The organism is Acinetobacter sp. AC1-2, from assembly GCF_016124155.1.
GTDB lineage: Bacteria > Pseudomonadota > Gammaproteobacteria > Pseudomonadales > Moraxellaceae > Acinetobacter > Acinetobacter calcoaceticus.
Map to the genome: position 1 here is coordinate 285,115 of NZ_JABFFO010000003.1, position 25,332 is coordinate 310,446.

Annotated in this window: 25 protein-coding genes; 16 read left to right on the forward strand and 9 right to left on the reverse strand. The window is 41.5% G+C overall.

What is annotated here, in order from left to right; all coding sequences use genetic code 11:
* Positions 1–76 precede the first annotated feature (76 nt).
* Complete coding sequence (locus HL290_RS13270) at positions 77–535, reverse strand: YcgN family cysteine cluster protein (RefSeq protein ID WP_198496711.1); 459 nt, start codon at positions 533–535, stop codon at positions 77–79.
* Positions 536–730: 195 nt separating this feature from the next.
* Between HL290_RS13270 and HL290_RS13275 the strand changes: the two genes are divergently transcribed.
* The 8 genes from HL290_RS13275 to ahr all read left to right on the forward strand — a co-directional run bounded on the left by HL290_RS13275 (position 731) and on the right by ahr (position 6,024).
* Positions 731–889: a DUF1328 domain-containing protein gene (locus HL290_RS13275; RefSeq protein WP_000490267.1), complete on the forward strand. Its 159-nt coding sequence runs from the start codon at positions 731–733 to the stop codon at positions 887–889.
* A 175-nt stretch (positions 890–1,064) separates the two neighbouring features.
* Positions 1,065–1,802: a dienelactone hydrolase family protein gene (locus HL290_RS13280; protein WP_198496712.1), complete on the forward strand. Its 738-nt coding sequence runs from the start codon at positions 1,065–1,067 to the stop codon at positions 1,800–1,802.
* Between the two features lie 184 nt (positions 1,803–1,986).
* On the forward strand, positions 1,987–2,349 hold the full coding sequence (locus tag HL290_RS13285) for an HIT family protein (protein ID WP_198496713.1): 363 nt from the start codon (positions 1,987–1,989) through the stop codon (positions 2,347–2,349).
* 143 nt (positions 2,350–2,492) lie between these two features.
* Positions 2,493–3,527: an A/G-specific adenine glycosylase gene (mutY, locus tag HL290_RS13290; protein WP_198496714.1), complete on the forward strand. Its 1,035-nt coding sequence runs from the start codon at positions 2,493–2,495 to the stop codon at positions 3,525–3,527.
* Between the two features lie 47 nt (positions 3,528–3,574).
* A complete protein-coding gene (locus HL290_RS13295; RefSeq protein ID WP_198496715.1) occupies positions 3,575–4,111 on the forward strand; it encodes a M23 family metallopeptidase in 537 nt (178 codons plus the stop codon).
* Positions 4,112–4,120: 9 nt separating this feature from the next.
* Entirely contained in the window at positions 4,121–4,366 is a 246-nt protein-coding gene (locus HL290_RS13300) for a hypothetical protein (RefSeq protein WP_198496716.1), read from the forward strand.
* Positions 4,367–4,396: 30 nt separating this feature from the next.
* A complete protein-coding gene (locus tag HL290_RS13305) occupies positions 4,397–4,957 on the forward strand; it encodes a DNA-3-methyladenine glycosylase I (RefSeq protein WP_198496717.1) in 561 nt (186 codons plus the stop codon).
* Between the two features lie 38 nt (positions 4,958–4,995).
* Complete coding sequence (ahr, locus tag HL290_RS13310) at positions 4,996–6,024, forward strand: NADPH-dependent aldehyde reductase Ahr (RefSeq protein WP_198496718.1); 1,029 nt, start codon at positions 4,996–4,998, stop codon at positions 6,022–6,024.
* A 2-nt stretch (positions 6,025–6,026) separates the two neighbouring features.
* Here the strand turns inward: ahr and HL290_RS13315 are convergent, their stop codons facing one another.
* Positions 6,027–7,451 (reverse strand): PLP-dependent aminotransferase family protein, encoded by a 1,425-nt coding sequence (locus tag HL290_RS13315; protein ID WP_198496719.1) that lies wholly within the window; start codon positions 7,449–7,451, stop codon positions 6,027–6,029.
* Positions 7,452–7,541: 90 nt separating this feature from the next.
* On the opposite strand from HL290_RS13315, the gene HL290_RS13325 reads away from it, so the two are divergent.
* Positions 7,542–7,916 (forward strand): hypothetical protein, encoded by a 375-nt coding sequence (locus tag HL290_RS13325; protein ID WP_005037819.1) that lies wholly within the window; start codon positions 7,542–7,544, stop codon positions 7,914–7,916.
* Here HL290_RS13325 and HL290_RS13330 read toward each other — a convergent pair.
* Positions 7,900–8,802, reverse strand: coding sequence for a LysR family transcriptional regulator (locus tag HL290_RS13330; RefSeq protein WP_198496720.1), 903 nt, complete (start codon positions 8,800–8,802; stop codon positions 7,900–7,902). The genes HL290_RS13325 and HL290_RS13330 overlap by 17 nt on opposite strands.
* Before the next feature lie 120 nt (positions 8,803–8,922).
* Between HL290_RS13330 and dkgB the strand changes: the two genes are divergently transcribed.
* Both dkgB and HL290_RS13340 read left to right on the forward strand, forming a co-directional pair.
* Positions 8,923–9,726 carry a 2,5-didehydrogluconate reductase DkgB gene (gene dkgB, locus HL290_RS13335; protein WP_198496721.1) on the forward strand — a complete coding sequence of 268 codons (804 nt, stop codon included), beginning with the start codon at positions 8,923–8,925 and terminating at the stop codon, positions 9,724–9,726.
* A gap of 4 nt (positions 9,727–9,730) precedes the next feature.
* On the forward strand, positions 9,731–10,921 hold the full coding sequence (locus HL290_RS13340; RefSeq protein WP_198496722.1) for an MFS transporter: 1,191 nt from the start codon (positions 9,731–9,733) through the stop codon (positions 10,919–10,921).
* Between the two features lie 41 nt (positions 10,922–10,962).
* On the opposite strand, the gene HL290_RS13345 is transcribed toward HL290_RS13340, so the two are convergent.
* Both HL290_RS13345 and dapB read right to left on the reverse strand, forming a co-directional pair.
* A complete protein-coding gene (locus tag HL290_RS13345; protein WP_005037811.1) occupies positions 10,963–11,616 on the reverse strand; it encodes an START domain-containing protein in 654 nt (217 codons plus the stop codon).
* A gap of 50 nt (positions 11,617–11,666) precedes the next feature.
* A complete protein-coding gene (gene dapB / locus HL290_RS13350) occupies positions 11,667–12,488 on the reverse strand; it encodes a 4-hydroxy-tetrahydrodipicolinate reductase (protein ID WP_198496723.1) in 822 nt (273 codons plus the stop codon).
* A 183-nt stretch (positions 12,489–12,671) separates the two neighbouring features.
* On the opposite strand from dapB, the gene HL290_RS13355 reads away from it, so the two are divergent.
* Positions 12,672–13,034 (forward strand): hypothetical protein, encoded by a 363-nt coding sequence (locus HL290_RS13355; protein WP_005044436.1) that lies wholly within the window; start codon positions 12,672–12,674, stop codon positions 13,032–13,034.
* Positions 13,035–13,148: 114 nt separating this feature from the next.
* On the opposite strand, the gene dnaJ is transcribed toward HL290_RS13355, so the two are convergent.
* The 4 genes from dnaJ to HL290_RS13375 form a co-directional block, all read right to left on the reverse strand.
* Positions 13,149–14,261 (reverse strand): molecular chaperone DnaJ, encoded by a 1,113-nt coding sequence (dnaJ, locus tag HL290_RS13360; protein ID WP_003654301.1) that lies wholly within the window; start codon positions 14,259–14,261, stop codon positions 13,149–13,151.
* A 103-nt stretch (positions 14,262–14,364) separates the two neighbouring features.
* Positions 14,365–14,742 (reverse strand): hypothetical protein, encoded by a 378-nt coding sequence (locus HL290_RS13365; protein WP_003654304.1) that lies wholly within the window; start codon positions 14,740–14,742, stop codon positions 14,365–14,367.
* 138 nt (positions 14,743–14,880) lie between these two features.
* Entirely contained in the window at positions 14,881–18,006 is a 3,126-nt protein-coding gene (locus HL290_RS13370) for an efflux RND transporter permease subunit (RefSeq protein ID WP_017388878.1), read from the reverse strand.
* Complete coding sequence (locus HL290_RS13375) at positions 18,003–19,109, reverse strand: efflux RND transporter periplasmic adaptor subunit (protein WP_005044443.1); 1,107 nt, start codon at positions 19,107–19,109, stop codon at positions 18,003–18,005. The genes HL290_RS13370 and HL290_RS13375 overlap by 4 nt, the downstream gene beginning before the upstream one ends.
* A gap of 148 nt (positions 19,110–19,257) precedes the next feature.
* On the opposite strand from HL290_RS13375, the gene HL290_RS13380 reads away from it, so the two are divergent.
* From HL290_RS13380 to HL290_RS13395, 4 genes are all read left to right on the forward strand, one after another.
* On the forward strand, positions 19,258–19,881 hold the full coding sequence (locus HL290_RS13380) for a TetR/AcrR family transcriptional regulator (RefSeq protein ID WP_198496724.1): 624 nt from the start codon (positions 19,258–19,260) through the stop codon (positions 19,879–19,881).
* Between the two features lie 170 nt (positions 19,882–20,051).
* Positions 20,052–22,736 carry a phosphoenolpyruvate carboxylase gene (ppc, locus tag HL290_RS13385; RefSeq protein WP_198496725.1) on the forward strand — a complete coding sequence of 895 codons (2,685 nt, stop codon included), beginning with the start codon at positions 20,052–20,054 and terminating at the stop codon, positions 22,734–22,736.
* Between the two features lie 298 nt (positions 22,737–23,034).
* Positions 23,035–24,330: a solute carrier family 23 protein gene (locus tag HL290_RS13390; RefSeq protein WP_005037795.1), complete on the forward strand. Its 1,296-nt coding sequence runs from the start codon at positions 23,035–23,037 to the stop codon at positions 24,328–24,330.
* Between the two features lie 106 nt (positions 24,331–24,436).
* Positions 24,437–25,327, forward strand: a complete 891-nt coding sequence (locus HL290_RS13395) for a LysR family transcriptional regulator (protein WP_198496726.1) — start codon at positions 24,437–24,439, stop codon at positions 25,325–25,327.
* Positions 25,328–25,332 lie beyond the last annotated feature (5 nt).

Sequence of the window (25,332 nt, forward strand, 5' to 3'; positions counted from 1 at the left end):
CGGAGATGAGCAAAAAATTTACGATAAAAGTGTTACTTTATTATACGCTGTAATTATAAATGCCATGCCGATCTGTTTAACGTACCCAACGTACAACATAATCTTCAAGATCATCTTCATGGACATCAACTTCAGAAATACAACGTCCAGCAACTGACTTTTTCGCATTCATCACGCTTTGTCGAGAACCCGTATTTAAATAATGCCAAGAGGGTAAATTTTTACCTTCATTCAAGCGTTTATAGGCACAGCTTGATGGCAACCAGTGAATTGTTTTTAGAGACTCTGGGGTTAATTGCAAACAGTCAGGTACTTGTTGCTGACGATTAGAATAGTCCGAGCAACGACCGGTACTGCAATCGAGCAGCTTGCAAGCCACTTTGGTGTAAGCCACCTCATGGGTATCTTCATCTTCTAGCTTTACCAGACAGCATAAACCACACCCGTCACATAAAGCCTCCCACTCAATTTGAGTCAGTTGCTCTAGCGAATAGTTTTTCCAAAACAATGGACGAAGTGAGGTCTCGGTAGACATAATTTTTTAGCAGCAGATGAGATAAAACAGTATCTAAGTATAGCATTGAAGTGATCTGTACGAAAAAAGAAGCTGTATTCCTAACATCACAAAATGATTGTTTAATATACATTTCAACCACATAAACGACACATTCGGTGCAAAAAACACCCTATATAGTTAAAGGACAATGAAAAATAAGTAGGAGGACAGCATATGTTCCGTTGGGCAATAATTTTTGCAGTGATTGCACTCATTGCCAGTCTATTAGGGTTTGGTGGTGTTGCAGGGTTATCTAAAGACTTTGCCGTGATTTTATTAGTTATAGCTGTAATTCTTGCTGTAATTGGGTTCATTTCGCGAGGCAGGACTTAATTTAATCATGACCATATATAAAAAAAGAAGGAACCAGTTTCCTTCTTTTTTTATTGCAATAAACTTTCTAACTTTTTCTTTTGATGTAGATTCTTACATAGTTATTTATATTACTTTATTTTTTTATGCTTTAATCAAGCGTGTTTAAATCTCTTTAAATTTCAGGATTAAGGTTATGAGTACAGCAATTAAAACCCGTGAAATTCAATATACTGCACCAGATGGCAGCCATTTAATTGGTTACTTTGCTGCTCCAGATAGTGAAACACCTGTTGCGGGTGTGATTGTTGCTCCTGAATGGTGGGGCCGTAACGAATATACCGAACAACGTGCGCGTGAGCTTGCTGAACATGGTTATGCTGCGCTTGCAATTGACATGTATGGTGATAAAAAAGTCACAACTACTGCAGCTCAAGCCTATGAATGGATGATGCAGACATTTGAAGAATTAGACACTGTCACCACTCGCGCAAATGCTGGACTTCAGACTCTTACAGCCCAACCAGAAGTAAACGGTGAAAAAATTGCCGCTGTTGGCTTTTGTTATGGCGGGAAAGTGGTATTGGACCTTGCTCGCTCAGGTGCTCCACTAAAAGCAGTTGCAACATTCCATGGCACGCTAACACCTAAGGCACCTGCTCAAAAAGGCAACATTCAAGGTGAAATCTTAGTTCTTCATGGTGAATTAGACAGTATGGTCACCTTAGAAGATGTTGCTAATTTTGAAAAAGAGATGCAAGCTGCTGAGGTGAAACACGAGGTAGTGGTTTTAGAAGATGCTAAACATGGCTTTAGTAACCCGCTTGCAGATGAAAGAGCTAAAGCGAACGGTGTAGACCTTGGCTACAATAGCGAAGCGGAAAAACAAGGCCTTGCTAAAATGTACGCTTTATTAGAACGTACTTTAAAATAAAAGAAGCGAATTTGGAGCAAATTGTTTATTTGCATTTGCTCCCTTAAATGTTTATGACTTTGCAATATTTTTACTGTATTTTTTAAACCATACTTCAATAACTATACTCCCGTTGAGCTAGAGCAAAGCCTAGTCTTATTTCCCGCACTCGGGGTTTAATGGAATAACATGAGAGGATACAACAATGACTGACAAGAAATGTCCGTATTGCGAATTTGATGAATATGACATCATTGATAAGAATGAATTTGCTGTAATTTTACCTGATTCTAATCCGTTGTCTAAAGGCCATTGTGTGGTAACACCACTACGCCATGTTCGTTCTTTTTTTGACATTACGTCTAAAGAGCATCAAGGCCTGCTTACACTTCTTGAAATTGCACGCCACGAAACGCAGCTTCGCCATCAACCAGACGGTTTCCATATTAGCTTCAATGATGGCGAAGTGTTCGGACAAAATTCAGATCATTTCCATATTCATGTCATTCCGTACTACAAAAAACAGCCGTTGAAACTTGATCAGCGTTGGGGCGTACAAAAGGATTAATCCTTTTTATTATTGAAACAGAGATGGGGCTTTTTTAAGGTCATCTCTGTTTTAACCTACACTTGTGCTTCGCCTGCTTTAAACAAAATTCCCCCACAAATTTCAGCTATAATTTAGCCCTCACTTTTCATCTTTAGCTGTTCATGCCCGACTTTTCTTTTTCTGATGCCCTCTTAAACTGGTTCGATCAACATGGTCGTCATGATTTGCCGTGGCAAGTCGCAGATGATCCATACAAAGTTTGGGTTTCTGAAATTATGTTGCAGCAGACCCAAGTTAAAACAGTTCTGCAATATTTCGACCGCTTTATGGAGCGCTTCCCGACTGTAGAAGCTTTAGGTCATGCAACTTGGGATGAAGTAGCACCTTATTGGGCAGGTCTGGGTTATTACGCTCGAGCTCGTAATTTGCACAAGGCCGCAGGTCTTGTAACGCAGCAGGGTAAGTTTCCTGAAACGCTAGAAGAATGGATTGCACTACCTGGCATCGGTCCCTCTACCGCAGGTGCGCTCATGTCTTTGGGTTTACGTCAGTACGGGGTCATTATGGATGGCAACGTGAAACGTGTCTTAGCCCGTTTCTTTGCTATTGAGGATGATTTAAGTAAACCCCAACATGAACGTGAAATGTGGAAACTAGCTGAAGCGCTTTGCCCAACCCAGCGTAACCATGACTACACTCAAGCAATTATGGACCTAGGTGCGACCATTTGTACGCCTAAAAAACCACTCTGTTTATATTGTCCAATGCAAGCCCACTGCCAAGCTTACCAACAAGGCTTAGAACAAGAACTCCCATTTAAAAAACCTAAAAAAACACCACCCGTTAGAACAGCAGATGTTCTTATCATCCAGTGTGAAGATGAATGGTTCTGGCAACAACGACAATCTCATGGTTTATGGGGTGGTTTATTCTGTTTACCCATTTTAGAAATTGAACACGAACGTCTTAGCTTAAGTCAGCAATTTAAATTGCAACCTCAAACGCAAACCTTTCAGATCAGTCATAGTTTCACTCATTTCACATGGTTACTTAATGCTCACACGTTCCACGTGGAACCTGATCAAAAAGAACATCTGGCAATTGAACTCGAAGGACAATGGCTTAGTCCAGAACAAGCTGTTGCCAAGGGCGTTCCAACAGCAATGAAAAAATTGATCTCGACAAGCCGTTCATGACATATTGAGTAAAATAATTTTGATATGGCAGTGACAGGGAGTATTTTGTGCGACGTTTTGTTTCTCATTTCTCACTTGGCTTTTTAATTATTCTATTGGCTGCCTGTGCCAGTGCACCTAAAAAACCAGCCCCACTCTCACCCGATCAAGTCAGCAAGCTTAAAAGTATGCAACTTGCAAATCGACTTCCTGTGCCTGTAAAAGGTGTCAACCGAGATGAGTTAAAAGATACGTGGGGAGCTGCACGCAGTCAGGGCCGTAGTCATGAAGGAATTGATATTTTGGCTCCACGTGGAACCAAAGTGTACAGTACAACCGAAGGGCTTGTGGCAGATCTTCGCAATAACAATCTCGGTGGCAAAGTCATCTGGATTTTAGGTCCAGCAGGAACATGGCATTATTATGCTCACCTTGATGGTCACAAACGTGGACTAAATGTCGGTGACTATGTCAAAAAAGGGGATCTGATCGGCTATGTCGGCAACACGGGCAATGCACGTTATACTTCACCTCATTTGCATTATGGTCTTTATCTAGATGGTAAAGGACGTGGTGCTATTAACCCTTATTCTTATTTACGCTAGGAACATTGTATGTCGGAAGCGCTGATCAATCGCTTAGTAGAGTTTGCCGAGTCAGGCAATCAGCAAAAGATCATTTTAAATGGCAATAGCTATCAAGGCTGGATCATGGAAATCAGCGACGATGCCCTGCTAATCAGTACCGGTTTTTCAGATAAAGTGGGCAAAGACTTTTGGCTAAACTTTGAAGACTTAACTCAAGCTGAACTGTATTATTGGGATACGCACCCAAATGAATGGGTGTTATTTAAACTTTAAAATTCTAAGATAAATATAAGGAGCATCATCATGAAAACTCAACGCTGCGGATGGTGTTCCACTGATCCCCTCTACATTGCCTATCATGATGAAGAATGGGGCAAACCAGAACATGATGAAGCACGATTATTTGAGATGCTTTGTCTGGAAGGTCAGCAAGCTGGCTTATCTTGGATAACCGTACTCAAAAAAAGAGAAAGTTACCGAGAGCACTTCTTTAATCACCCAATTGCAGAAATTGCCTCATTCACAGATGACTTTTTAGAACTAAAATTATCAGATGCGGGTTTAATTCGCCACTTAGGCAAACTTAAAGCAATTCGTGATAATGCAATTGCTTGGCAAGCACTCAAAGCACAAGTCGGTGATGTCACTACATGGCTTTGGCAATTTGTAGATGCGGCCCCTCAACAAAACGATGTTGTAGATTATCGTCAGGCACCAGCACAAACCGAACTCAGTGTAAAACTTTCAAAAACACTCAAAAAGAATGGCTTCAAATTCGTTGGCCCAACCACCTGTTATGCTTTTATGCAAGCAGTAGGCATGGTCAATGATCATGAAAACAGTTGTCAATTTAAAGCTTCATAACCCACCATAACGGTTCAAATCCGCTTAAGGAGTTTCCGATGAGCAATAATACGATTCAAGCTTATGCCGCTATGCAGGCAGGTGAAAAACTGGTTCCTTACCAATTTGATGCGGGTGAATTACAACCGCATCAGGTTGAAGTAAAAGTTGAATACTGTGGTTTATGCCATTCTGATATTTCTGTTCTAAACAATGAATGGCGTTCAACTGTGTACCCTGCTGTTGCAGGGCATGAAATTATTGGACGAATTGTTGCTTTAGGCTCAGAAGCCAAAGGTCTACAAATCGGGCAACGTGTCGGTATTGGCTGGACAGCGGAGAGCTGCCAAGCATGTGATGAATGTATTGGTGGTCAGCAAGTCCTTTGTACGGGTGAAAATGTAGCAACAATCGTCGGGCATGCCGGTGGTTTTGCCGATAAAGTACGTGCAGGCTGGCAGTGGATTATTCCCCTTCCCGATGATTTAGACCCAGAAAGCGCAGGTCCTTTACTTTGTGGCGGAATTACCGTTTTTGATCCGCTACTCAAACACAAAATTCAGGCAACACACCATGTAGGTGTAATTGGGATTGGTGGTTTAGGTCATATGGCCATTAAGCTACTTAAAGCTTGGGGCTGTGAAATCACGGCATTCAGTTCCAACCCTGATAAAACTGAAGAGCTCAAAGCAATGGGCGCCGATCATGTGGTGAATAGCCGCGATACAGACGCGGTAAAAGCTCAAAAAGGTAAATTCGATTTATTGCTGAGTACCGTAAATGTGACTCTAAATTGGCCTGCTTTTATTGCAACACTGGCACCAAACGGAACCTTACATTTCTTAGGCCTTACGCTTGAACCCGTTCCTGTTTCTGTAGGTTCACTTATTGGTGGTGCTAAGTCAGTAACAGGCTCCCCTACAGGTTCACCTGCTGCACTGCGACAACTGTTAAAGTTTGCTGCACGCAAAAAAATTGCCCCTCAAATTGAGCTGTTTCCAATGTCAGAGCTTAATGAAGCAATTGAACGTTTACACTCAGGTCAGGCACGTTATCGAATTGTGCTTAAAGCAGACTTTGCAGAATAAAACTAATTTACTGTTTTCATCTGTTGTCGCGACCATTCCGCCAAGTCACTAATTGCTTGGCGGACATCTGCTGTTAATTCATGACCCGCGTTTAACCGAATGAAATGTCGATATCGTTCATCCTCACCAAAAACATGACCGGGAACCACAGTAATTCCCTGAGCTTTCGCAGTGTAATACAGCGCTAATGTATCGACGCCCTTAGGTAACTGTATCCAGAGTGCATAGCCGCCTTCTGGCTGACTTAACGCAATGGAAAGGCCGTCAAAGGCTCTTAAAATACAACTGCGATATTGTTCGACCTGTCGCATCAGATTTGGCCGTAGCTGCTCTAAATGTTCTCGATAACCACGGCTATAAATAAAATCTGCCAGACCTAATTGTAGCGGTGTATTTACGCCAATATTACTTGCCAGTAGCTCAAGTCTTAAATGCTGTAGCTTTGCACTTAGACAAAACCACCCTACCCGATACGCGCTCGATAGCGACTTAGAAACCGACCCACACCAAATGACATAACCTTCTCGGTCCCAATAGCGAATCGGTAGCGGGCGTTCATTACTGTAACCACATTCACCAAAAATATCGTCTTCAATAATAAAGCACTGATACTTTGCAGCTAATTCAGCAATCTTTTGTTTTTCTGAATTACTTAAACAATATCCTAAAGGATTTTGATAATTGGCTGTCATGAGGCAAACCCTTGCCAAACCCTGCTGCATTAATGACTCTAAACGCTCAAGATCAATGCCACGATGATGGGCTGGAATTTCAATAATCTGCCGTTTTAAACTGGCTAAAAGCTGTAGCTGCCCATTAAAAGTAGGTGTCGGGATCAAAATACTATCCCCTACTTCTGTTAGATGCTGAATGACTAACGACAAAGCGGGGATGCAACCATTGGTAATGAAAATATCTTCTGCTGCGATAAAAATGCCATCTTCACGCCAATGATCAGAAAGCGCTTTTCTTAATTGCTCATGTCCTTGTTTATTACAGTAGAGAAAGTCTTGTGGCTGACAATTTTTTAAAGCACGTTGAATAGAACGGCGTAAGCCTTCCACCGGAATAAAATGTGGCGTCAACTGGATCGAACCTAATGGTACGAGATGGCTCTGTAAGGCAGCTTCTTGAATTTGGTTATGCAACTCCAGATTTGAGACTTGCCGAGGTAAAGACAAAAAATCGGGGCTATCAGGAATAGGACTAGATTGGGTTCTGGCAACCACAAAGTAACCCGATTTCGGCTTTACATAAATGAGCCCCCTCGCCTCGAGCAATTCATAACAACTTTTTGCCGTGCTTAAGCTAATAGTATGCTGACGAGCAAAATCTCGTAACGAAATTAGCTTCTGATGGGGCTTGAGCTCATCTTGATAAATACGATGTGCTAATTGATTGGCAAGAACCTGATATTGGAAAGTCATTCTGTGCTGCTTTTTTAAAAATTTCTGTATCTGTACTGGTTTATAGAACACCTTTACGCTATAGAAATCAACTCAAAGAGTAGCAAGATCATGAAATTAAAAGCTATATTGTTATTTACTATTGTTTTAGCAGGTTGCCAACCACAACCAAAAAATGAGCAGCACAGACATACCGTTTGCCAAAGTCTGATTGAGGGTTATTTAAAAATGACCAATCAACAAGACTACAAATTGGAGCAGCGCACTGATGATGAGGCCAGTACGATTTCTCATTATCAATATAAGCGTAATAGCTCAAATGAAGTTGTGATGGTGAACTCGACCTATTCCAAATTATATTTTAGTTGCCGCCAACAGCAAAAAAGCTATTTTCTGGCCCAGCATTCATCAGAAGGACAAACCACTCCACTTCTAGAGGTTCATTTTCCAACTGATGGCTATGCTACTTTTAGAGAGCGTTTTTAAAACCATCTTTTAACTGTTCTGCCAAAAACTCAATGAATAAACGGATTCGTTTTGGTAGATGCTCTTGTTGATAATACACAGCATGGATGCTCTGATATTGATGTTCAATTTGATCTTTAAATAATGCAATCAATCGCCCTTCTTCAATATCTTTCCAAACTTCAAATTCAGATAGCCGTGCAATGCCATGACCTCTAATGGCGAGTTGACGTACCGTCTCTCCACTGGAAGCTTTAATTTTTGCTTGTGCAAAGAAATATTCATCACCGACTTTAATCGGCCAGCTATTAATATAGGCAGGTCTGGTAAAACCAATCAGATCATGTTGTTCGAGTTCTTCTGGTTGTGTTGGAGTGCCTTTAATCGTTAAATATTCTGGGCTCGCCACAATAAATAAGCGACTTTTACAAACTAGTTTGGCATGTAGGCTCGAATCATTAAGCTCCCCAAATCGAAATGCCACATCAGTTTTATGTTGCAGCAAGTCAATTACCTGATCATTGCTATTTAACTCAATTTCAATATCTGGATAACACTCACGAAACTTATGCATTAATGGTGCAATCACGTGTAAAACAAACGGAGTAGCCGAATCAATACGAATGAGTCCTGCCGTACCCTGATCAGATTTTTGTAGTTCTTCTTCAGCTGCATTAAGCTCATTTAAGATTTTACGGGCCTTTACCAGAAACTGTTGCCCTTCTTGAGTTAATTTCAACTTACGTGTTGTTCGCTCTAACAAGGTGACATCTAACTTAGTCTCTAAGCGTGTTAAAGAGCGGCTTACCCCTGAGGGTGTTTGTTTTAAATGTTCTGCGGCAGCTACAAATGAGCCTGTATCAATAATTGTGATAAAGGCAACAAGTTCTTCAATTGTTGATTTCATGGCTTATTCTATTATTGACTAATCATCAAAGATATTTTGCTTATTCATCTATTTTTTCGCAACAATAATCCGAGCAAAATGCACCTCAAGTTAAACAATTATTTAAATTCAGGTGAACACATGAATATCCCACGTTTTGGCCTAGGAACTTTCCGTCTAAAAGAGCAAGCAGTCATTGATTCTGTTAAAAATGCTTTAGATGTAGGTTACCGTGCAATTGATACTGCTCAAATTTATGACAATGAAGCAGCGATTGGTCAAGCCATTGCCGAAAGCGGTGTATCACGTCAGGACTTATTTTTAACCACAAAAATCTGGGTAGATAATTTTGCTCAAGACAAATTTATTCCAAGTTTAAAAGAGAGCTTACAAAAGCTTCGTACTGACCATGTCGATTTAACTCTGATTCACTGGCCAGCACCGGACTTAGGTGTTTCGATTCCTGAAGTTATGCAGCTTTTACTTGAGGCAAAGCAACAAGGCCTTACTAAACAAATTGGTATCTCAAACTTCAATATCGAGCTTACCCAACAAGCAATTGAAACAATTGGTACAGAGCATATTGCAACTAATCAGATTGAGCTAAGCCCTTATCTTCAAAATCACAAACTTGTGAACTTCTTACAAGAGAAGAATATTGATGTCACTTCATATATGACGCTTGCGTACGGCAAAGTGCTTCAAGACCCAGTTCTAGCTAAAATTGCAGCAGCTCATCAAGCAACAACAGCACAAATTACACTGGCATGGGCATTGCAACGTGGTTTTGCAGTCATTCCATCTTCGACTAAACGTGAAAACCTGATGAGCAATTTAAAAGCACAGGATATCGAGTTAACTTCAGCTGAAATGCAACTGATTGCCGAACTTGATCGTAACAGTCGTGAAGTTAGCCCAGAGCCATGGGCACCAGTTTGGGACTAAACTCATGAACACTCAATCAAATACGGCGTTCTCGTTATTGGCATTGGCTATTGGTGCCTTTGCCATTGGCACCACTGAATTCTCACCAATGGGATTGTTGCCGAATATCGCTAATGATTTAGGCATTTCAATTCCAACAGCCGGAATGTTAATTACGGGCTATGCACTTGGCGTAATGCTAGGTGCCCCGTTCATGACCCTGTGGTTCGGTGGTTTTGCACGACGTAATGCGCTTATCTTTCTGATGGCGATCTTTACGGTAGGTAACCTAATCGCAGCATTTTCACCAAGCTATATGAGCTTATTAGGTGCACGTCTCATCACCAGCCTTAACCACGGTGCTTTCTTCGGGATAGGTTCAGTTGTAGCAGCAAGCATTGTGCCCGCACATAAACAGGCCAGTGCTGTAGCAACCATGTTTATGGGCCTAACTATTGCCAATATCGGTGGCGTGCCTTTGGCAACATGGGTTGGGCAAAACATTGGCTGGCGTATGTCTTTCCTTGCAATTTCCTTGCTTGGTGTTATTACCATGCTCGCTTTATGGAAAGCACTCCCACAAGGTATGGTTACCCAAAAACCAAACGTGAAAGCTGAGTTGAAAGTGTTAATGCGCACTCCTGTAATACTTGCGTTGCTCACCACCGTACTCGGTGCGGGTGCAATGTTTACGCTCTATACCTATATTGCGCCAAGTTTGACTGAGTTTACCCATGCTTCACCTACCTTCATTACTTGTATGCTGATGTTGATTGGTGTCGGCTTTTCAATTGGTAACCATTTAGGCGGTCGCTTTGCAGATTTGTCCATCAACAAAACCCTGATTGGTTTCTTAGTTCTATTGATTGTGATGATGGTGACTTTCCCGATTCTTGCGCAAAGTCAGATTGGTGCAGCCATTGCTTTAGTGATCTGGGGTGCAGCAACCTTTGCTTTAGTGCCTCCATTACAAATGCGTGTAATGTCCGTCGCTCACGAAGCACCAGGCCTTGCCTCTTCAGTAAATATCGGTGCATTTAACCTAGGTAACGCAGTAGGAGCAGCAGCAGGCGCATTAGTACTCGATTTAGGTTGGGGTTATAGCGCAGTATCATTTGCTGGTGCATTACTGGCGGGGTTAGCTTTGTTATTGGTTTTATTCCAAATCAAACGCGAGAGCAGCCCTGCCCAAGCGTTACAGCAGTGTTCAGATTAATAAAAAAAGCGCCTGATTTCAGGCGCTTTTTTTAAACTTATTTATTTTAAAATATCTGGTAATTTCGGTTGTTCATAAATCGGACTGGTCACTTCGCGCTTCATTTTAAGCAACATCTGGTAAGGCTGCTGTTGAACAAACATATTCACAAAACTTAATGGAATTGCACCAGCAGGATCAGCATAACCACTGGTGGTTACTTTCACCTTATTATTTGCAAGTTTCTGGAATGTCCAGTCCCCTTCATAGCGTGTTAAGCGCACCACATCAGGTTGTATCGGATAATTTCCGCTAATTGCAGTATTTTTAATTGTCACAACGCCATTTGCAGCCTTGCTCATTTTTCCTTTTACAACGACATCACGATCTTTCAAAGGAAATGGAAAATCCAACACCATATACAGTGTGAACTCACCTTTTTTCTCATCTTGAGACAACATTTCAACTTTGCCCATATAAGGCACCCACTGATCGGCACGATTCACATCTAAAATCACGGCGACAGCGCGTTCGAGTGGCACATCAAATGTCGTTTCTGCTTTATATTGAAAGACTGGATTATCAGTCTTCTGATAGGTCCAGACTTTAATATTATTGCGGTCTAAGCTTAATTTAGCTTTTTCTGTAGAAGCAGCCCCCGTCCAGAGGCTACTTAAACAAAGAAGAGTGGTAAGGGCAATTTGTTTTTTATTCATGTTCTGCTCTATCTTTTTTTTCTCGCTACACATGGAATACGTACAGGGTTTTAAACCTGTACGTTGTTCAATCCTAAAACATCTTTCATGTCATATTTACGCGCTTCACGGCCCACAACCCATGCCGCAGCTCGCACTGCACCAGCAGCAAAGTTCATACGGTTAGTTGCTTTATGCGTCACTTCAACACGCTCACCTTCACCAATGAACATAACAGTGTGTTCGCCAACAATATCACCACCACGAATGGTTTCAAAACCAATCGTTTGACGATCACGTGGACCTGTATGCCCTTCACGTCCATAAACAGCAACTTCTTTTAAGTTACGGCCTAAAGTATCTGCAATCGCTTCACCCATCATTAACGCTGTACCTGATGGCGCATCTACTTTATGACGGTGATGAGCTTCAATCACTTCAATATCTACTGTATCGCCAAATACTTTTGCTGCAAGCTCAAGTAACTTGATTGATACATTTACACCTACTGAATAGTTCGCAGCGTAAACCACAGGTGTATGAGTGGCAACTTCGTCTAACTCAGCTTTTTGCTCATCTGACATACCTGTTGTACCAATAACCATGGCAACCCCAGCTTCACGGCAAAGCTTCAAATGCTGAGCAGTTGCAACTGGTGCAGTAAAATCAATGATTACATCGCAGTCTTTAAGAACCTCTGCCAAACTTCCTGAAACCTTCACACCCACTGAACCAATACCAGCAAGCTCACCTGCGTCAGTGCCGACCAAACTACTTTCTGGACGCTCTACCGCAGCAGCCAATTGATAGCCTGCCTGTTGAACTGCTTGAATAAGCGTACGGCCCATACGACCGCCTGCACCTAAAACACCAATGCGTGGAGCTGCTGACATAATCCTTCTCAATCTTCTGTTTTACGTAATTTGTCTACTATATCAAAACTCTTTGCTCACGATAAAAAGTAAAAATTATTTTTTAAGATCAGCTGAAATTTAATCTGTTTTCACAAAAGTTAAAGAATTGATCTGCACACTACTCAGCCACGAATGAAAAAAGATGACTATAAGGAGTTCAGCATGCATTCGAGAATTATTGGCTTAACAGCGATGATGGGGATTATGAGTTCAGTGGCATTTGCAGAGCCTGCAATCCAGCCAGGAGACACATTAGAAAGCTTATCTAAAGCACGCATTACAACTAACGTAAATACTCAAACAGCAACGCCTACAGCTCAAATTAGCATAGCAAGCGAGGCTAATACCAACGTTAAAGTTGAAGATATTGACCCGATTATTGGCGAAACAACGGCAGAAATACCAAAAGTAGCTGTACAGGCAGAAGCAGTAGCCGCACCAGTTATCGAAAATGCGCCTACTCTTGCTGCTAGTGAACCTACTGTAAGTGTTGACGACATTGATGTTGCTCACCCTACAGAATAAGCAGAAGTAATTTTCTTTTAAGCAGAATAAAAATAATAAGATGAATCAGCGCAATAAAAAGGCGGATATTTTATCAATATCCGCCTTCTTTTTAATTTCTTATCTAATCAAGCATTAATCAAACAAACGATCAAAGAATGATTTTTTCTTTGGTGAAGAAGCACTGTCTTCGCCATCAAAAGAAGCTTGCAACTCTTTAAGTAATTCACGTTGGCGAGCATTCAAGTTCACCGGTGTTTCTATCACAATACGGCAGAGTAAATCACCCACCATGCTGCTACGTACTGGACGAACGCCTTTACCACGTAAACGGAATAATTTACCTGTTTGAGTTCCCTCAGGAATCTTCAAGCTAACACGACCTTCCAAAGTTGGAATTTCAATTTCTTTACCAAGTGCAGCATCAGCAATGCTAACAGGTACATCCATATAAAGATCAGCACCATCACGTTGGAAAATTTCGTGTTCGCGAACAACCACTTCAACGTACAAATCACCTGATTGGCCATCACGAATTGCTTCGCCTTTGCCACTCAAACGTACGCGGTCACCATTATCCACACCCGCTGGAATTGTAACTTCCAACGTTTGCTGGCGATCAGCTACACCAGAACCATGACATGCCTGACAAGGGTTTTTAATAATTTTACCTTGGCCACGACAAGTACCACATGTTTGTTGTACAGAGAAGAAACCTTGCTGCATACGCACTTGTCCTGAACCATGACAAGTTTTACAAGTTTCAACATCTTTTGGATTTTTTGAACCTTTACCATCACACACATCACATGGTGCAGGAGCAGTAAAGGTAATGGTTTTTTTCACCCCTTTTACAGCTTCTTCAAGGGTAAGTTCCATTACATAGCGTAAATCTGATCCGCGACGTTGACGCTGTTGACGTCCACCACCACCGAATGCACCACCGAAGATATCACCGAACTGGCTAAAAATATCTTCTGCACTAAATCCGCCAAAGCCGCCACCACCGCCGCCAAAGCCACCTTCGAACGCATTATGACCCATGCGATCGTACATGCTACGCTTTTCGCTGTCCGATAAAACTTCATAAGCTTCAGCAGCTTCTTTAAATTTCTCTTCAGCTTCGGCATTGTCAGGGTTTCTATCAGGATGATATTTCATCGCCAATTTACGGTAGGCTTTTTTGATCTCATCATCACTTGCGGTTTTTGAAACGCCTAAAACCTCATAATAATCACGTTTAGCCATTTTTGGCGGTGCTCCTCACGGAATTTTATCAATACTCTATTGCCGACTAAATGGGGGGCTTTAGCCGAATTTACAAGGGGAAAATGTTTAAAAAATAGATATATTAAAAAACTGCCTTATTTTTTAAATACTTAGACAAGCCTTTTAACCATGCATTTAATAGAAATAACCACGCAATCGCGCTAAATACCACACCAGCAACCGTAGAGGCAGTTACCCAAAGATTACTGTCCCATGCAAAAAAGAAGAGCGGAATAAACCAGACCGCAGCAAAAATTGCCATACAAAGAAATAGAATCCCGTTTCGCATAATCCATAGTGCATGCGCATGAATCCAAACTTCCGCATTATCTACAACTGCTACTTTGCGAGCAACCAAATAAGCAAAGGCTGCAAAAATAACTGTAAACAATGCAAGAAACATGAACGCATAAGAAATTACAATATAACGGCGATGCTGTTGGATATGGTCTTGCCCCATCTGTATTTCACCTCAATTCACTGCATTTGCCTATTTTTTATGCAGTGAAATAATCCTGTATTTTTTGTGTAAAGACAGGTGCTACTATATTGGAGTTTTCAATATTTCGCACCTTTATTCACAAAAAAATTATGTATTTTATGCGGTTTTTTTCACCTTAAACCATGCTGCGTAGAGCGCAGGCAAGAAAAATAATGTCAGTAAGGTGGCAACAATCAATCCACCCATGATCGCAACTGCCATCGGACCAAAGAAAATACTCCGTGAAAGTGGAATCATCGCCAGAACTGCGGCCAAAGCAGTCAAAATAATCGGACGGAATCGACGTACTGTTGCTTCAATAATCGCTTCCCATGTGGAATGACCTGCTTGCCTGTCTTGTTCAATTTGATCGATCAAAATAAGCGAGTTACGCATGATCATGCCAGAGAGCGCAATTGTGCCTAACATGGCCACAAAGCCAAATGGTTTGTTAAATAACAGTAAGAATAAAACCACACCAATTAAACCTAGTGGAGCTGTTAACAGCACAATGGTCGCGCGAGATAAGCTCTTAAGCTGAATCATCAGTAATGTCATGACAACCGCTAAAAACAGTGGCATACCAGCATTCACAGAATTTTGCCCACGTGCAGACTCTTCTACGGTTCCACCAACTTCAACAAGATAGCCACTTGGTAATTCAGCACGTAACTTATCCATTGATTCAGCTAACTCACCAACCACTGTAGCTGGTTGTAATTGAGTCCGAATATCTGCGCGAACAGTAATGGTTGGTAAGCGGTTACGATGCCAGATTAAGCCATCTTCAAACTTATACTCAATTTTAGCAATCTGGGCTAAAGGCACGGTCGTTCCATTGGTCGTTGGTACAGCTAAACTTGCCAGTGAAGCCACTTCAACTCGCTCGCTCTGATCACCGCGTAAACGGATTTCAATAAGTTCACGCTTTTCACGATATTGCTCAATCGCACTACCTGTAATTGATGCATTAATAAAATTCGCTAAATCCAGACTAGAGACACCCATTTGTCGAGCACGATCTTGGTCAATTTGAATTGAAATAATCTTACTCGGCTCACCCCAATCTAAATGTACATTGGTCGTATTTGGGTTTTCGCTCATCAGTTTAGCGACTTTCTGTGCCTCTTGACGTACCAGATTTTGATCTTCACCTGACACACGATATTGCAACGGATAACCAACAGGTGGGCCATTTTCCAGTAATGACACGCGAGTACGAACTTGCGGAAGTAATTGCTTAATTTGTGTTTCTAACGAGCGACGAATTTCATCACGATCATCAAGTGATGATGCCAGAACTACAAACTGCGCGAAGCTGGCTTGCGGTAATTGCTGGTCTAACGGTAAATAAAAACGTGGCGATCCTGTACCGACATAGGCCACATAGTTATCAATACCTTTTTGTTTAGACAGAAACTTTTCAACCTTTTTCACAGCTTGTTCTGTCGCTGTTAAAGAAGCGCCTTCTTCAAGTTTTAAATCAACTAAAATCTCGGCACGGTTCGAAGGTGGGAAAAACTGCTGAGGAACTATCTTAAACATCAATACAGACAGTACAAAAATACCCACCGTCGTCGCAATTACGGTTTTACGGTAAGTCACACAAAACTCGACCATCTTTCTAAAACGTAAATAGAAGCTAGATTGGTAAGGGTCGTAGTGATGGTCCTGTGAAATAGCCACAGTTTGCGGTTGCGGTTTTTTAGTTAATCTCGCCCATAAACGGACATACCAAGGTGCCTGATGGCCTATTTTGGTAAAGTCGGGTAATAGCTTTTCACCTAAATAAGGTACGAATAAAACTGCCGCGACCCAAGAGACTAATAAGGCAATCGTCACCACCTGAAAGATAGAGCGAGTGTATTCACCTGTACCAGACTGAGCCGTAGCGATCGGTAAGAAACCAGCCGCAGTAATCAGTGTTCCAGTGAGCATCGGAAATGCTGTTGTTTTCCACGCAAATCCGGCGGCTTTAATCCGGCTATAACCCTGCTCCATCTTAATTGCCATCATCTCTACGGCAATAATGGCGTCATCGACCAACAGACCTAGCGCCAGAATCAAGGCACCCAGTGAAATCTTATGCAGGCCGACATCGAATAGACTCATACCCGCAAAGGTCATTGCTAAAACTAAAGGAATAGAAAAAGCGACAACCAATCCTGTACGGAAACCTAAAGAGAAAAAACTCACTAACAAGACAATAATAACTGCTTCAGCGAGCACCTTTATAAACTCCTGAATACTACGTTGTACTGCTACAGGTTGGTCAGAAACTTTTTGGAGTTTCATACCTAAAGGTAGTGTCTTTTGCAATTGGGCAAATTCTGTGTCTAGATTTTTACCTAAGGCAATAATGTCACCACCCTTACGCATCGATAGAGCAATACCAATACCATTTTCACCCATGAAACGCATACGTGGCTGAGCAGGCTGACTAAAACCACGGTAGACATCAGCAACATCTCCGAGTTGAATAGTTTTATCGCCTACCAGTAAAGGCATTTTCTTAATTTCATCAATGTTTTGTAAATGACCACTTACCCGAATCTGAATACGGTCTGTGCCTGTTTCAAAAAAGCCAGCACTTGCCATACTATTTTGCTTTTGTAAGGCCTCTTGAATCGCAGTCACCGGAATACCGAGCTGTACTGCTTTGGTGTTAGAAATCTCAATCCAGATTTTTTGATCTTGCAGACCAATTAATTCGACCTTACTGACATCCTTGACCCGTTGAAGCTGTAATTGCAAACGATCTGCATATTCTTTTAGAAGTGCATAGTCAAAGTCTTTGCCTGTCAGTACATAAATATTGCCGAAAGTATCGCCAAATTCGTCATTGAAAAATGGACCTTGTACGCCGTTTGGTAGTTCATGACGTATATCATTGACCTTCTTACGAACGTTGTACCAAACATCGGGAATCTTGTCAGAAGTAAGTGAATCCTTGGCCACAAAAGTGACTAGTGACTCGCCTGGACGGGAGTAAGCCATAATCTTGTCATACTGCCCTGTTGTCATAAGTTCCTTTTCGATACGGTCCGTAACTAAAGTAGAAACTTCTTTGGCAGTCGCCCCAGGCCAGTAGGTCTGTACCACCATTACCTTAAAGGTAAAGGGTGGGTCTTCACTTTGTGATAATTTTGAATAAGAGATCGCACCGACAATGCCAAGCAACAGCATAAAATAAAGGACGATGCCTTTATTATTTAATGCCCATTCCGAGAGATTGAATTTCATGGCTGGGTTGCTCCCTGAATTTTCACCCCACGGTTTTCACGGTCAATCGGGTGAATCTTCTGCTTATCACGTAGCAAATGTACGCCGCCAATCACAACCCAATCATTTGGGGCCAAGCCAGATAATACTGGCACACTATCTTTGCCATATGCACCAATCGTTACAGGTACTTTACGCAATGTCTGATTCACATTAACAACCCATACGTAAGGTTGATTATCTGTTGCTGAGACACTCGAAAGTGGCACACTCATCACATTGGTTTGAGTCGAGCTAAAAAATACGCGTGCACTTTGTCCAAGCTGAATAACAGATTGACCTTCTTTAAGTGCAACCTTGACCGTAAATGTACGAGACTGATCAGCTGCTGGGGAAACTTCGCGTACATAACCAGCAAATCGGTCATTCGGTTTAGACCATAAAGTGACCCAAGCTGCTTGGCCAACCTTGATCTCGGCAACCGCTTGTTCTGGTACGCCAATGACAACTTCACGCTCTCCATCAATTGCCAGTTGATAAGCGGCTTGACCCGCTGCAACCACTTGTCCAATTTCGATATTTCGCGCAGTAATCACCCCGTTTTTATTAGAAACGAGTTGGTTATATTCTGTCTGATTGGCAGAAACTTCATAGTTAGAACGAGCTTGTTGTAACGCTGCTTGTGCCGAGTCATATTGATTTTTTACCGTATCGTATTGCGAACGGCTAACCGCATTAATTGGCAGTAACTGCTGAAAACGTTTTAACTCATCTGATGCCGTTTTTGCTGCTGCCTGTGCATTGTCCAGTTGGGCTTTAGCAGCATTTAACTGTAGCTGAGCATCTGCCACGTCAAGCTTTGCTAAAACTTGTCCAACCTTAACTCGATCACCAACGTCCACGTAACGTGCCGTAACTTGCCCACCAACTCGAAACGCTAAAGCCGTTTGTTGTCTGGCCTGTACATCCCCTGCATAGCTTTTTTGTTCATTGAGCGTGGTCAAGGGTTGAGCCACCATCACATAGGGTATTTCTTCTGTTTTGGGGGCCTCTTTACTGCACCCCATTAATGTGACCGTACAAACAATCACCATACTCATGATGAGAGGTTTTAACAGATTCATATCTTATCGCTCTTATTCAAACTGATTTTTTAAGGCACAATATGCTTGCATCATAAATTGTTTGTTTTTTAATTAATATACTCATGGGTACATTAATTAAAGAAAAACTTATAAATCGCTATTTTTTAAATTTTTAACAGAGGGTTTTGTGCAAACAGTTAATCAAAGTGGGCGCCCCAAAGATCTAGAAAAACGTGCTCGTATCTTACAAGCCGCGAAAGCTATTTTTTTAAAATCTGGTTATCACGGTACCAGCATGAACCAGATTGCACAGGAAGCAGGTGTCACTAAGCTCACGGTTTATAATCACTTTCAAGACAAAGCCAATCTATTTATTTGCGCAATTACAGAAACCTGTGAAGAGTCTCTCTGCACTAAACAATTTGAATTAGATGCATCGGCAGACTTTTATCAAGCACTCTTTATTGTGTGTTCACGCGCCTTGCAAATTATTTACTCACCTGAAGCACTTAAACTTGAACACGTTTTATTTGAACTTGCAGCAGAACAAAGTCCACTCGCCCTACAGTTTTTTGATGCATCTCATACCCGACTGCAAAATCAATTAGCTGAGTTTTTGCAAAAAGCGGCTCAATTAGGTTTTATTCAAACCGATAATCCTACTTATCAAACCGAGCTTCTTATGTCCTTATTGCTTGGCGTACGCAACCAGAAGGTTTTACTTGGGATCATTGCTGTACCAAATGCTCATGAGCTTGAGCAAATTATTCAAGATGCAATTACGTTATTCCTGCTCAAATATCAGACTTAAACCAAAGTACCATTGCCAAAAGTTGTACTGAGTGCATGCCATCGTTAACAGCATCGCATGCAAATTAAATGTTATTTTTTAAGCAAAAATTCACATTTTCTTACGCTCAAAGCTTGGAATGTTTGTTAATCACGCTATATTCGATAAGGATAAGAACAGGAGAAAATAGCATGGTTCAGCAAATCGATGCGCCACTGCGCGAGGATGTCCGCTTACTTGGTAATTTATTAGGTGAAACCCTAAAGCAACATGCAGGACAAGAGCTGTTTAATCAGATCGAGCAAATTCGTGCCCTTGCTAAAGGTGCACGTGATGGCCAAGCTGAAGCCCAAAAGCAACTAGAACAATTATTTTTAAATTTACCCGACGATGAACTACTTCCCCTTACCCGAGCTTTTTCTCATTTCCTAAATTTTGCCAATATTGCCGAGCAATATCATGTGGTTCGTAGCCGCAGACAGGCAGAATTCGATTCGGATACCAACTCTCCGAATCCACTTGTTCACCTATTTGAAAAATTTAAAGATAAAAGTATTTCGACAGAAAAACTATTCCAACAAGTTTGTGATCTTGATATCGAGTTGGTACTTACGGCACATCCAACTGAAGTTAGTCGTCGTACACTCATTCAGAAATATGATGATATCAATGCTTGTCTATCACAGCTTGATCAGCAAAAACTCACTCCACGTGAGCGTCAAAGTGCTCTTGCGAACCTAAAACAACAAATTAGTTCGGCATGGCAAACAGATGAAATTCGCCAACATCGTCCTACTCCTGTTGATGAAGCAAAATGGGGCTTTGCGACGATTGAGCAAACACTCTGGAATGCAGTACCTAAATTTATTCGTGAGTTAAATGAGTTGGTTCAAGAAAATTGCCAACAAAACTTACCACTTAACATTGCACCAGTGCGTTTCGCCTCTTGGATGGGTGGAGACCGCGATGGTAACCCAAATGTTACCCATCAAATTACACAAGAAGTTCTGTGGTTATCGCGCTGGCAGGCTGCCGATCTCTATTTAAGAGATATCGAAAACTTACGTTGGGAACTCTCAATTCAAACCTGTTCTGAAGAAATGATTCAGGCCATTGGTAACCAACATGCAGAACCTTATCGTGAGTATTTACGTGCAACACGAGAACGCTTGAAAGCGACTCGTCACTGGTTAGCTCAACGTTTGCAAGGACTCGAAGCAGACGATACGAATGTGATTAAAAGTAAAGATGAGCTCTTACAACCGTTATTATTGTGCTATCGCTCTTTAATCGACAGTAATCTGCCTGAAATTGCGAATGGTCAACTCCTCGACTTTATTTACCGTGTGAACTGTTTTGGTATTGAACTACTTAAACTCGACATTCGCCAGGAATCAGGTCGTCACCGCCAAGCAATTTCAGCAATTACCGAATACTTAGGTTTAGGTAATTTTGAATCGTGGACTGAACAAGCGCGCCAAAACTTCCTGATTCAGGAACTACAAAGCAAACGCCCACTTTTACCGAAATATATTAATGAACCTGAAGGCAGTTTGATTGGACACCCAGATGTTCAAGAAGTATTTGCAACCATGCGTACTTTGGCAGACCAACCGCCTGAATCTTTAGGAGCTTATATTATTTCTATGGCTGAATATCCAAGCGATGTTTTAGCTGTATTGTTATTGCAAAAAGAAGCAGGTATTCAGCATCCTTTACGAGTAGTTCCTCTATTTGAAACTTTAAAAGATTTAGATGGCGCTGCAACTACCATGAATACGCTGTTCAATATGCATTGGTATAAACAGCACATTCAGGGTAAACACGAAGTTATGATCGGTTACTCCGACTCTGCAAAAGATGCCGGATTTATGTCTGCCAACTGGGCGCAATATCGTGCTCAAGAAGAGCTGACTGCAATTGCTCAAACACACGGCGTACAGTTGACTCTGTTCCACGGTCGTGGTGGTTCAATTAGTCGTGGCGGTGCTCCAACTCAACAGGCTCTATTTTCACAGCCACCGGGTTCGATCTCTGGTGCAATCCGAGTTACAGAACAAGGTGAAATGATCCGCTTCAAATTCGGTTTAGAAGGGATTGCTATGCAAAACCTTGAAATCTATACCGCAGCAACACTTGAAGCGACCTTATTACCACCACCGGAACCTAAAGCTGAGTGGCGTGAACTCATGAACCGTATGACAGATCATTCGGTGAAGGTCTATCGTCAAACAGTGCGTGAAAACCCACACTTCGTGAAATATTTACGGACCGTTACGCCTGAGCTTGAGTTACAAATGTTGCCACTAGGTTCGCGTCCGGCAAAACGTAAAGTGAGTGGCGGCATCGAGTCTTTACGTGCGATTCCATGGGTGTTTGCATGGACTCAAATCCGTTTAATGTTACCTGCATGGCTAGGCACTGGTGCAGCGATTAATGAAGTGATTGCAGATCAGCAAAAAGCAACGCTTGATGAAATGCTCCAGCAATGGCCTTATTTCCAGACACTCATCGATATGCTGGAAATGGTATTATCAAAAGCCGATGCCAATATTGCGCTCTATTACGAATCACATCTGACTGAAGATGAAGATTTAAAAGTACTCGGCAACCAATTACGTCAGCGATTAAAAGATGCTGTTGAAACCTTACTTGCTTTAAAAGATGAATCAAAACTTCTGAGTAATAACGAAGTTCTTGATCAGTCTATGCAAGTTCGCAAACCTTATTTACTGCCTTTACACCTTTTACAAGCTGAACTGATGAAACGCCGTCGTGATTATCTCGCTGAGCGTCAAGCAGAAAACACCCCTGTTGATCATGCGCTAATGGTGAGTATTGCAGGTATTGCTGCTGGTTTACGTAACACTGGCTAAGCTGATTTTACCGATTGTTTAACAAAGCAGTGCATTACCGATGCGCTGCTTTTTACTTACAAAGTTCCCCAGTTTTCTTAAATTTTCCCCGATTTTCTATTTTTTTAAATATTTTTTAAAAATCATAAAATTAATTTTTATAAGAAAAAAATAACTAAATACGTACATTTAGAATTTAAAAAATTATACCGATCGTTAAAAAATAATTAATTTTCACTAACATACTTCTCTCTAGAGATTAAATGCATTCTCAAGAAAGAGTATCATTGCACCAATTAAAGAATAACGAGTTTATTTTATGTCCAATTGGTTTCCAAAATGGCAGCCTTACCAAGGTGATATTGACCATCGGCCAGTCTCTACCAATGAATATCTCCCCCCAGTTCAAAGTGCTATTTTAGGTATCCAACATGCATTTGCCATGTTTGGAGCAACTGTTTTAGCACCATTACTCATGGGTTTTAATCCAAATCTTGCCATTTTAATGTCTGGCATCTGTACCATCCTGTTCTTCTTAATTACAGGTGGTCGCGTTCCAAGTTACTTAGGATCAAGTTTTGCCTTTATTGGTGTGGTTGCAGCAGCGACTGGGCATATTACAGGTTCAGGTGCAAATCCAAACCTCTCTATGGCTTTAGGTGGAATCGTTGCGTGCGGCGTATTTTATGCCCTCATCGGTTTTATTGTGATGCTTACTGGCACACGCTGGATTGAAAAACTCATGCCACCTGTCGTTACTGGCGCGATTGTGATGATTATTGGTCTAAACCTTGCACCAGTGACAATTAAAGGTGTTGCAGGCCAACCATTTGAAATGTGGATGGCCTTAATTACCGTACTTTGTATGGGAAGTATTGCGGTTTTTACTCGCGGCTTATTGCAACGTCTACTTTTATTGGTCGGTTTAATCTTAGCTTATGTGATTTATGCCATCACCACCAATGGGCTAGGTTTAGGTAAACCAATCGATTTTAGCCAGATCTCTCAAGCTGCATGGTTCGGTATCCCAAGTTTTTCACACCCTACTTTTGACACCAGAGCTATGCTAATTATTGCTCCGGTTGCGCTTATTTTAGTAGCAGAAAACTTAGGGCATATTAAAGCTGTAGGTGCCATGACTGGTGAAAACCTGACTCCACAATTGGGCAAAGCATTTGTCGCAGATGGTTTGGCCACAACACTCTCTGGTAGCGTTGGCGCACCGGGTATGACTACTTATGGCGAAAACATTGGGGTCATGGCGGTAACTCGTGTGTACTCAACCATTGTTTTTGTTATTGCTGGTGTCTTCGCTATTTTCTTGGGTTTATCTCCAAAATTTGGTGCAGTAATTAGTACCATCCCAAATGCTGTTTTAACAGGTGCATCTATTGTCGTATTTGGTTTAATTACCATTGCTGGTGCAAAAATCTGGATTGAAAATAAAGTCGATTTTTCTAACAATAAAAACCTGATTGTTGCTTCTGTGACGATTATTTTAGGTGCCGGAAACTTTGAATTGATGTTTGGTAACTTCAATTTAGGTGGCATTGGTACAGCAACATTTGCAGCCATTATTTTGAACTGGTTATTTAGTTTAAAAGATAAAACGTAAGTTCCAAAAGGCAGCATCAGCTGCCTTTTTTATTATTATTTTTCATCGACCTTTCTTGATCACTTTTTAGTATGATGATCTCTTACCCTTCAATACGTTCCCTGTCATGCGTTTTGATTTTTTTGATTTACAACTGGTTCTCCATATTGTCTCTACAGGTAGCCTAACTAAAGGTGCAGATCGTTCCGCGATTTCACTTCAGGCTGCCAGCGAACGTATAAAAAAACTCGAACAATATTTTGAAACTCCTTTATTTATTCGCCAGGCAACAGGAGTCGAACTCACAACCGCAGGGCATGCTTTTGTAGAAAATGCTCGTCAGCTCTTGGCGCAAAAAGATCAATTAGAACAAGAAATGCAGCGGTTTAGGCCCCCTACCACAGAGGCATTAACGCTGTGGTGTAACTCTTCTGCCCAAAGCGAATATCTGCCTCCTTTATTACCTCAATACTTGGTACTTCATCCCGAAATGAATATTGATTTACATGAAGCCGAAAGCTCTGAAATTGTAGATGCATTAACGCAGGGAATTGCCAATTTAGGACTCGTCTCAAGTTTCTTTGATACAAGGCATTTGCAAACAAAAGAATTTGCCAGTGACCCTTTAGTTCTGATTTGCCCTACTACCCACAATTTAGCTCAATACCAAGAGCTGAATTTGGTAGATGCTTTAAGTTATGGCTTTATTGGTCTTAAGCCCCACCACTCTTTGCAACAATCAATTGAAACTCAAGCTAAATTATTGGGCTTTAACATACAGTATCGTTTACGTTTACCTAATTTTGGCGCAATTGCTGAGGTTGTGGCGAAAGGTGTTGGAATTGCAATTATGCCCGCCCGCGCTGCACAGCGTTTGCAATCAGACTATGATTTTCATTCGATTCAATTACTAGGTGCGTGGGCAAATCGTAAACTGCTTTTAGCCACACAAAATTTCAATCAACTCCCTCAAAACTATCAACAGTTTTCTGATTTTTTACTGCAACATCGCCCTTAAATACT

Coding starts and splice junctions, on each gene's coding strand:
- HL290_RS13280 (WP_198496712.1), top strand. CDS start 1,065: ATGAGTACAGCAATTAAAACCCGTGAAATTCAATATACTGCACCAGAT.
- HL290_RS13395 (WP_198496726.1), top strand. CDS start 24,437: ATGCGTTTTGATTTTTTTGATTTACAACTGGTTCTCCATATTGTCTCT.
- HL290_RS13285 (WP_198496713.1), top strand. CDS start 1,987: ATGACTGACAAGAAATGTCCGTATTGCGAATTTGATGAATATGACATC.
- HL290_RS13315 (WP_198496719.1), bottom strand. CDS start 7,451: ATGACTTTCCAATATCAGGTTCTTGCCAATCAATTAGCACATCGTATT.
- ahr (WP_198496718.1), top strand. CDS start 4,996: ATGAGCAATAATACGATTCAAGCTTATGCCGCTATGCAGGCAGGTGAA.
- HL290_RS13300 (WP_198496716.1), top strand. CDS start 4,121: ATGTCGGAAGCGCTGATCAATCGCTTAGTAGAGTTTGCCGAGTCAGGC.
- HL290_RS13365 (WP_003654304.1), bottom strand. CDS start 14,742: ATGGGGCAAGACCATATCCAACAGCATCGCCGTTATATTGTAATTTCT.
- HL290_RS13340 (WP_198496722.1), top strand. CDS start 9,731: ATGAACACTCAATCAAATACGGCGTTCTCGTTATTGGCATTGGCTATT.
- HL290_RS13370 (WP_017388878.1), bottom strand. CDS start 18,006: ATGAAATTCAATCTCTCGGAATGGGCATTAAATAATAAAGGCATCGTC.
- HL290_RS13390 (WP_005037795.1), top strand. CDS start 23,035: ATGTCCAATTGGTTTCCAAAATGGCAGCCTTACCAAGGTGATATTGAC.
- HL290_RS13275 (WP_000490267.1), top strand. CDS start 731: ATGTTCCGTTGGGCAATAATTTTTGCAGTGATTGCACTCATTGCCAGT.
- ppc (WP_198496725.1), top strand. CDS start 20,052: ATGGTTCAGCAAATCGATGCGCCACTGCGCGAGGATGTCCGCTTACTT.
- dkgB (WP_198496721.1), top strand. CDS start 8,923: ATGAATATCCCACGTTTTGGCCTAGGAACTTTCCGTCTAAAAGAGCAA.
- dnaJ (WP_003654301.1), bottom strand. CDS start 14,261: ATGGCTAAACGTGATTATTATGAGGTTTTAGGCGTTTCAAAAACCGCA.
- HL290_RS13325 (WP_005037819.1), top strand. CDS start 7,542: ATGAAATTAAAAGCTATATTGTTATTTACTATTGTTTTAGCAGGTTGC.
- HL290_RS13305 (WP_198496717.1), top strand. CDS start 4,397: ATGAAAACTCAACGCTGCGGATGGTGTTCCACTGATCCCCTCTACATT.
- HL290_RS13355 (WP_005044436.1), top strand. CDS start 12,672: ATGCATTCGAGAATTATTGGCTTAACAGCGATGATGGGGATTATGAGT.
- HL290_RS13330 (WP_198496720.1), bottom strand. CDS start 8,802: ATGAAATCAACAATTGAAGAACTTGTTGCCTTTATCACAATTATTGAT.
- HL290_RS13270 (WP_198496711.1), bottom strand. CDS start 535: ATGTCTACCGAGACCTCACTTCGTCCATTGTTTTGGAAAAACTATTCG.
- HL290_RS13375 (WP_005044443.1), bottom strand. CDS start 19,109: ATGAATCTGTTAAAACCTCTCATCATGAGTATGGTGATTGTTTGTACG.
- mutY (WP_198496714.1), top strand. CDS start 2,493: ATGCCCGACTTTTCTTTTTCTGATGCCCTCTTAAACTGGTTCGATCAA.
- dapB (WP_198496723.1), bottom strand. CDS start 12,488: ATGTCAGCAGCTCCACGCATTGGTGTTTTAGGTGCAGGCGGTCGTATG.
- HL290_RS13345 (WP_005037811.1), bottom strand. CDS start 11,616: ATGAATAAAAAACAAATTGCCCTTACCACTCTTCTTTGTTTAAGTAGC.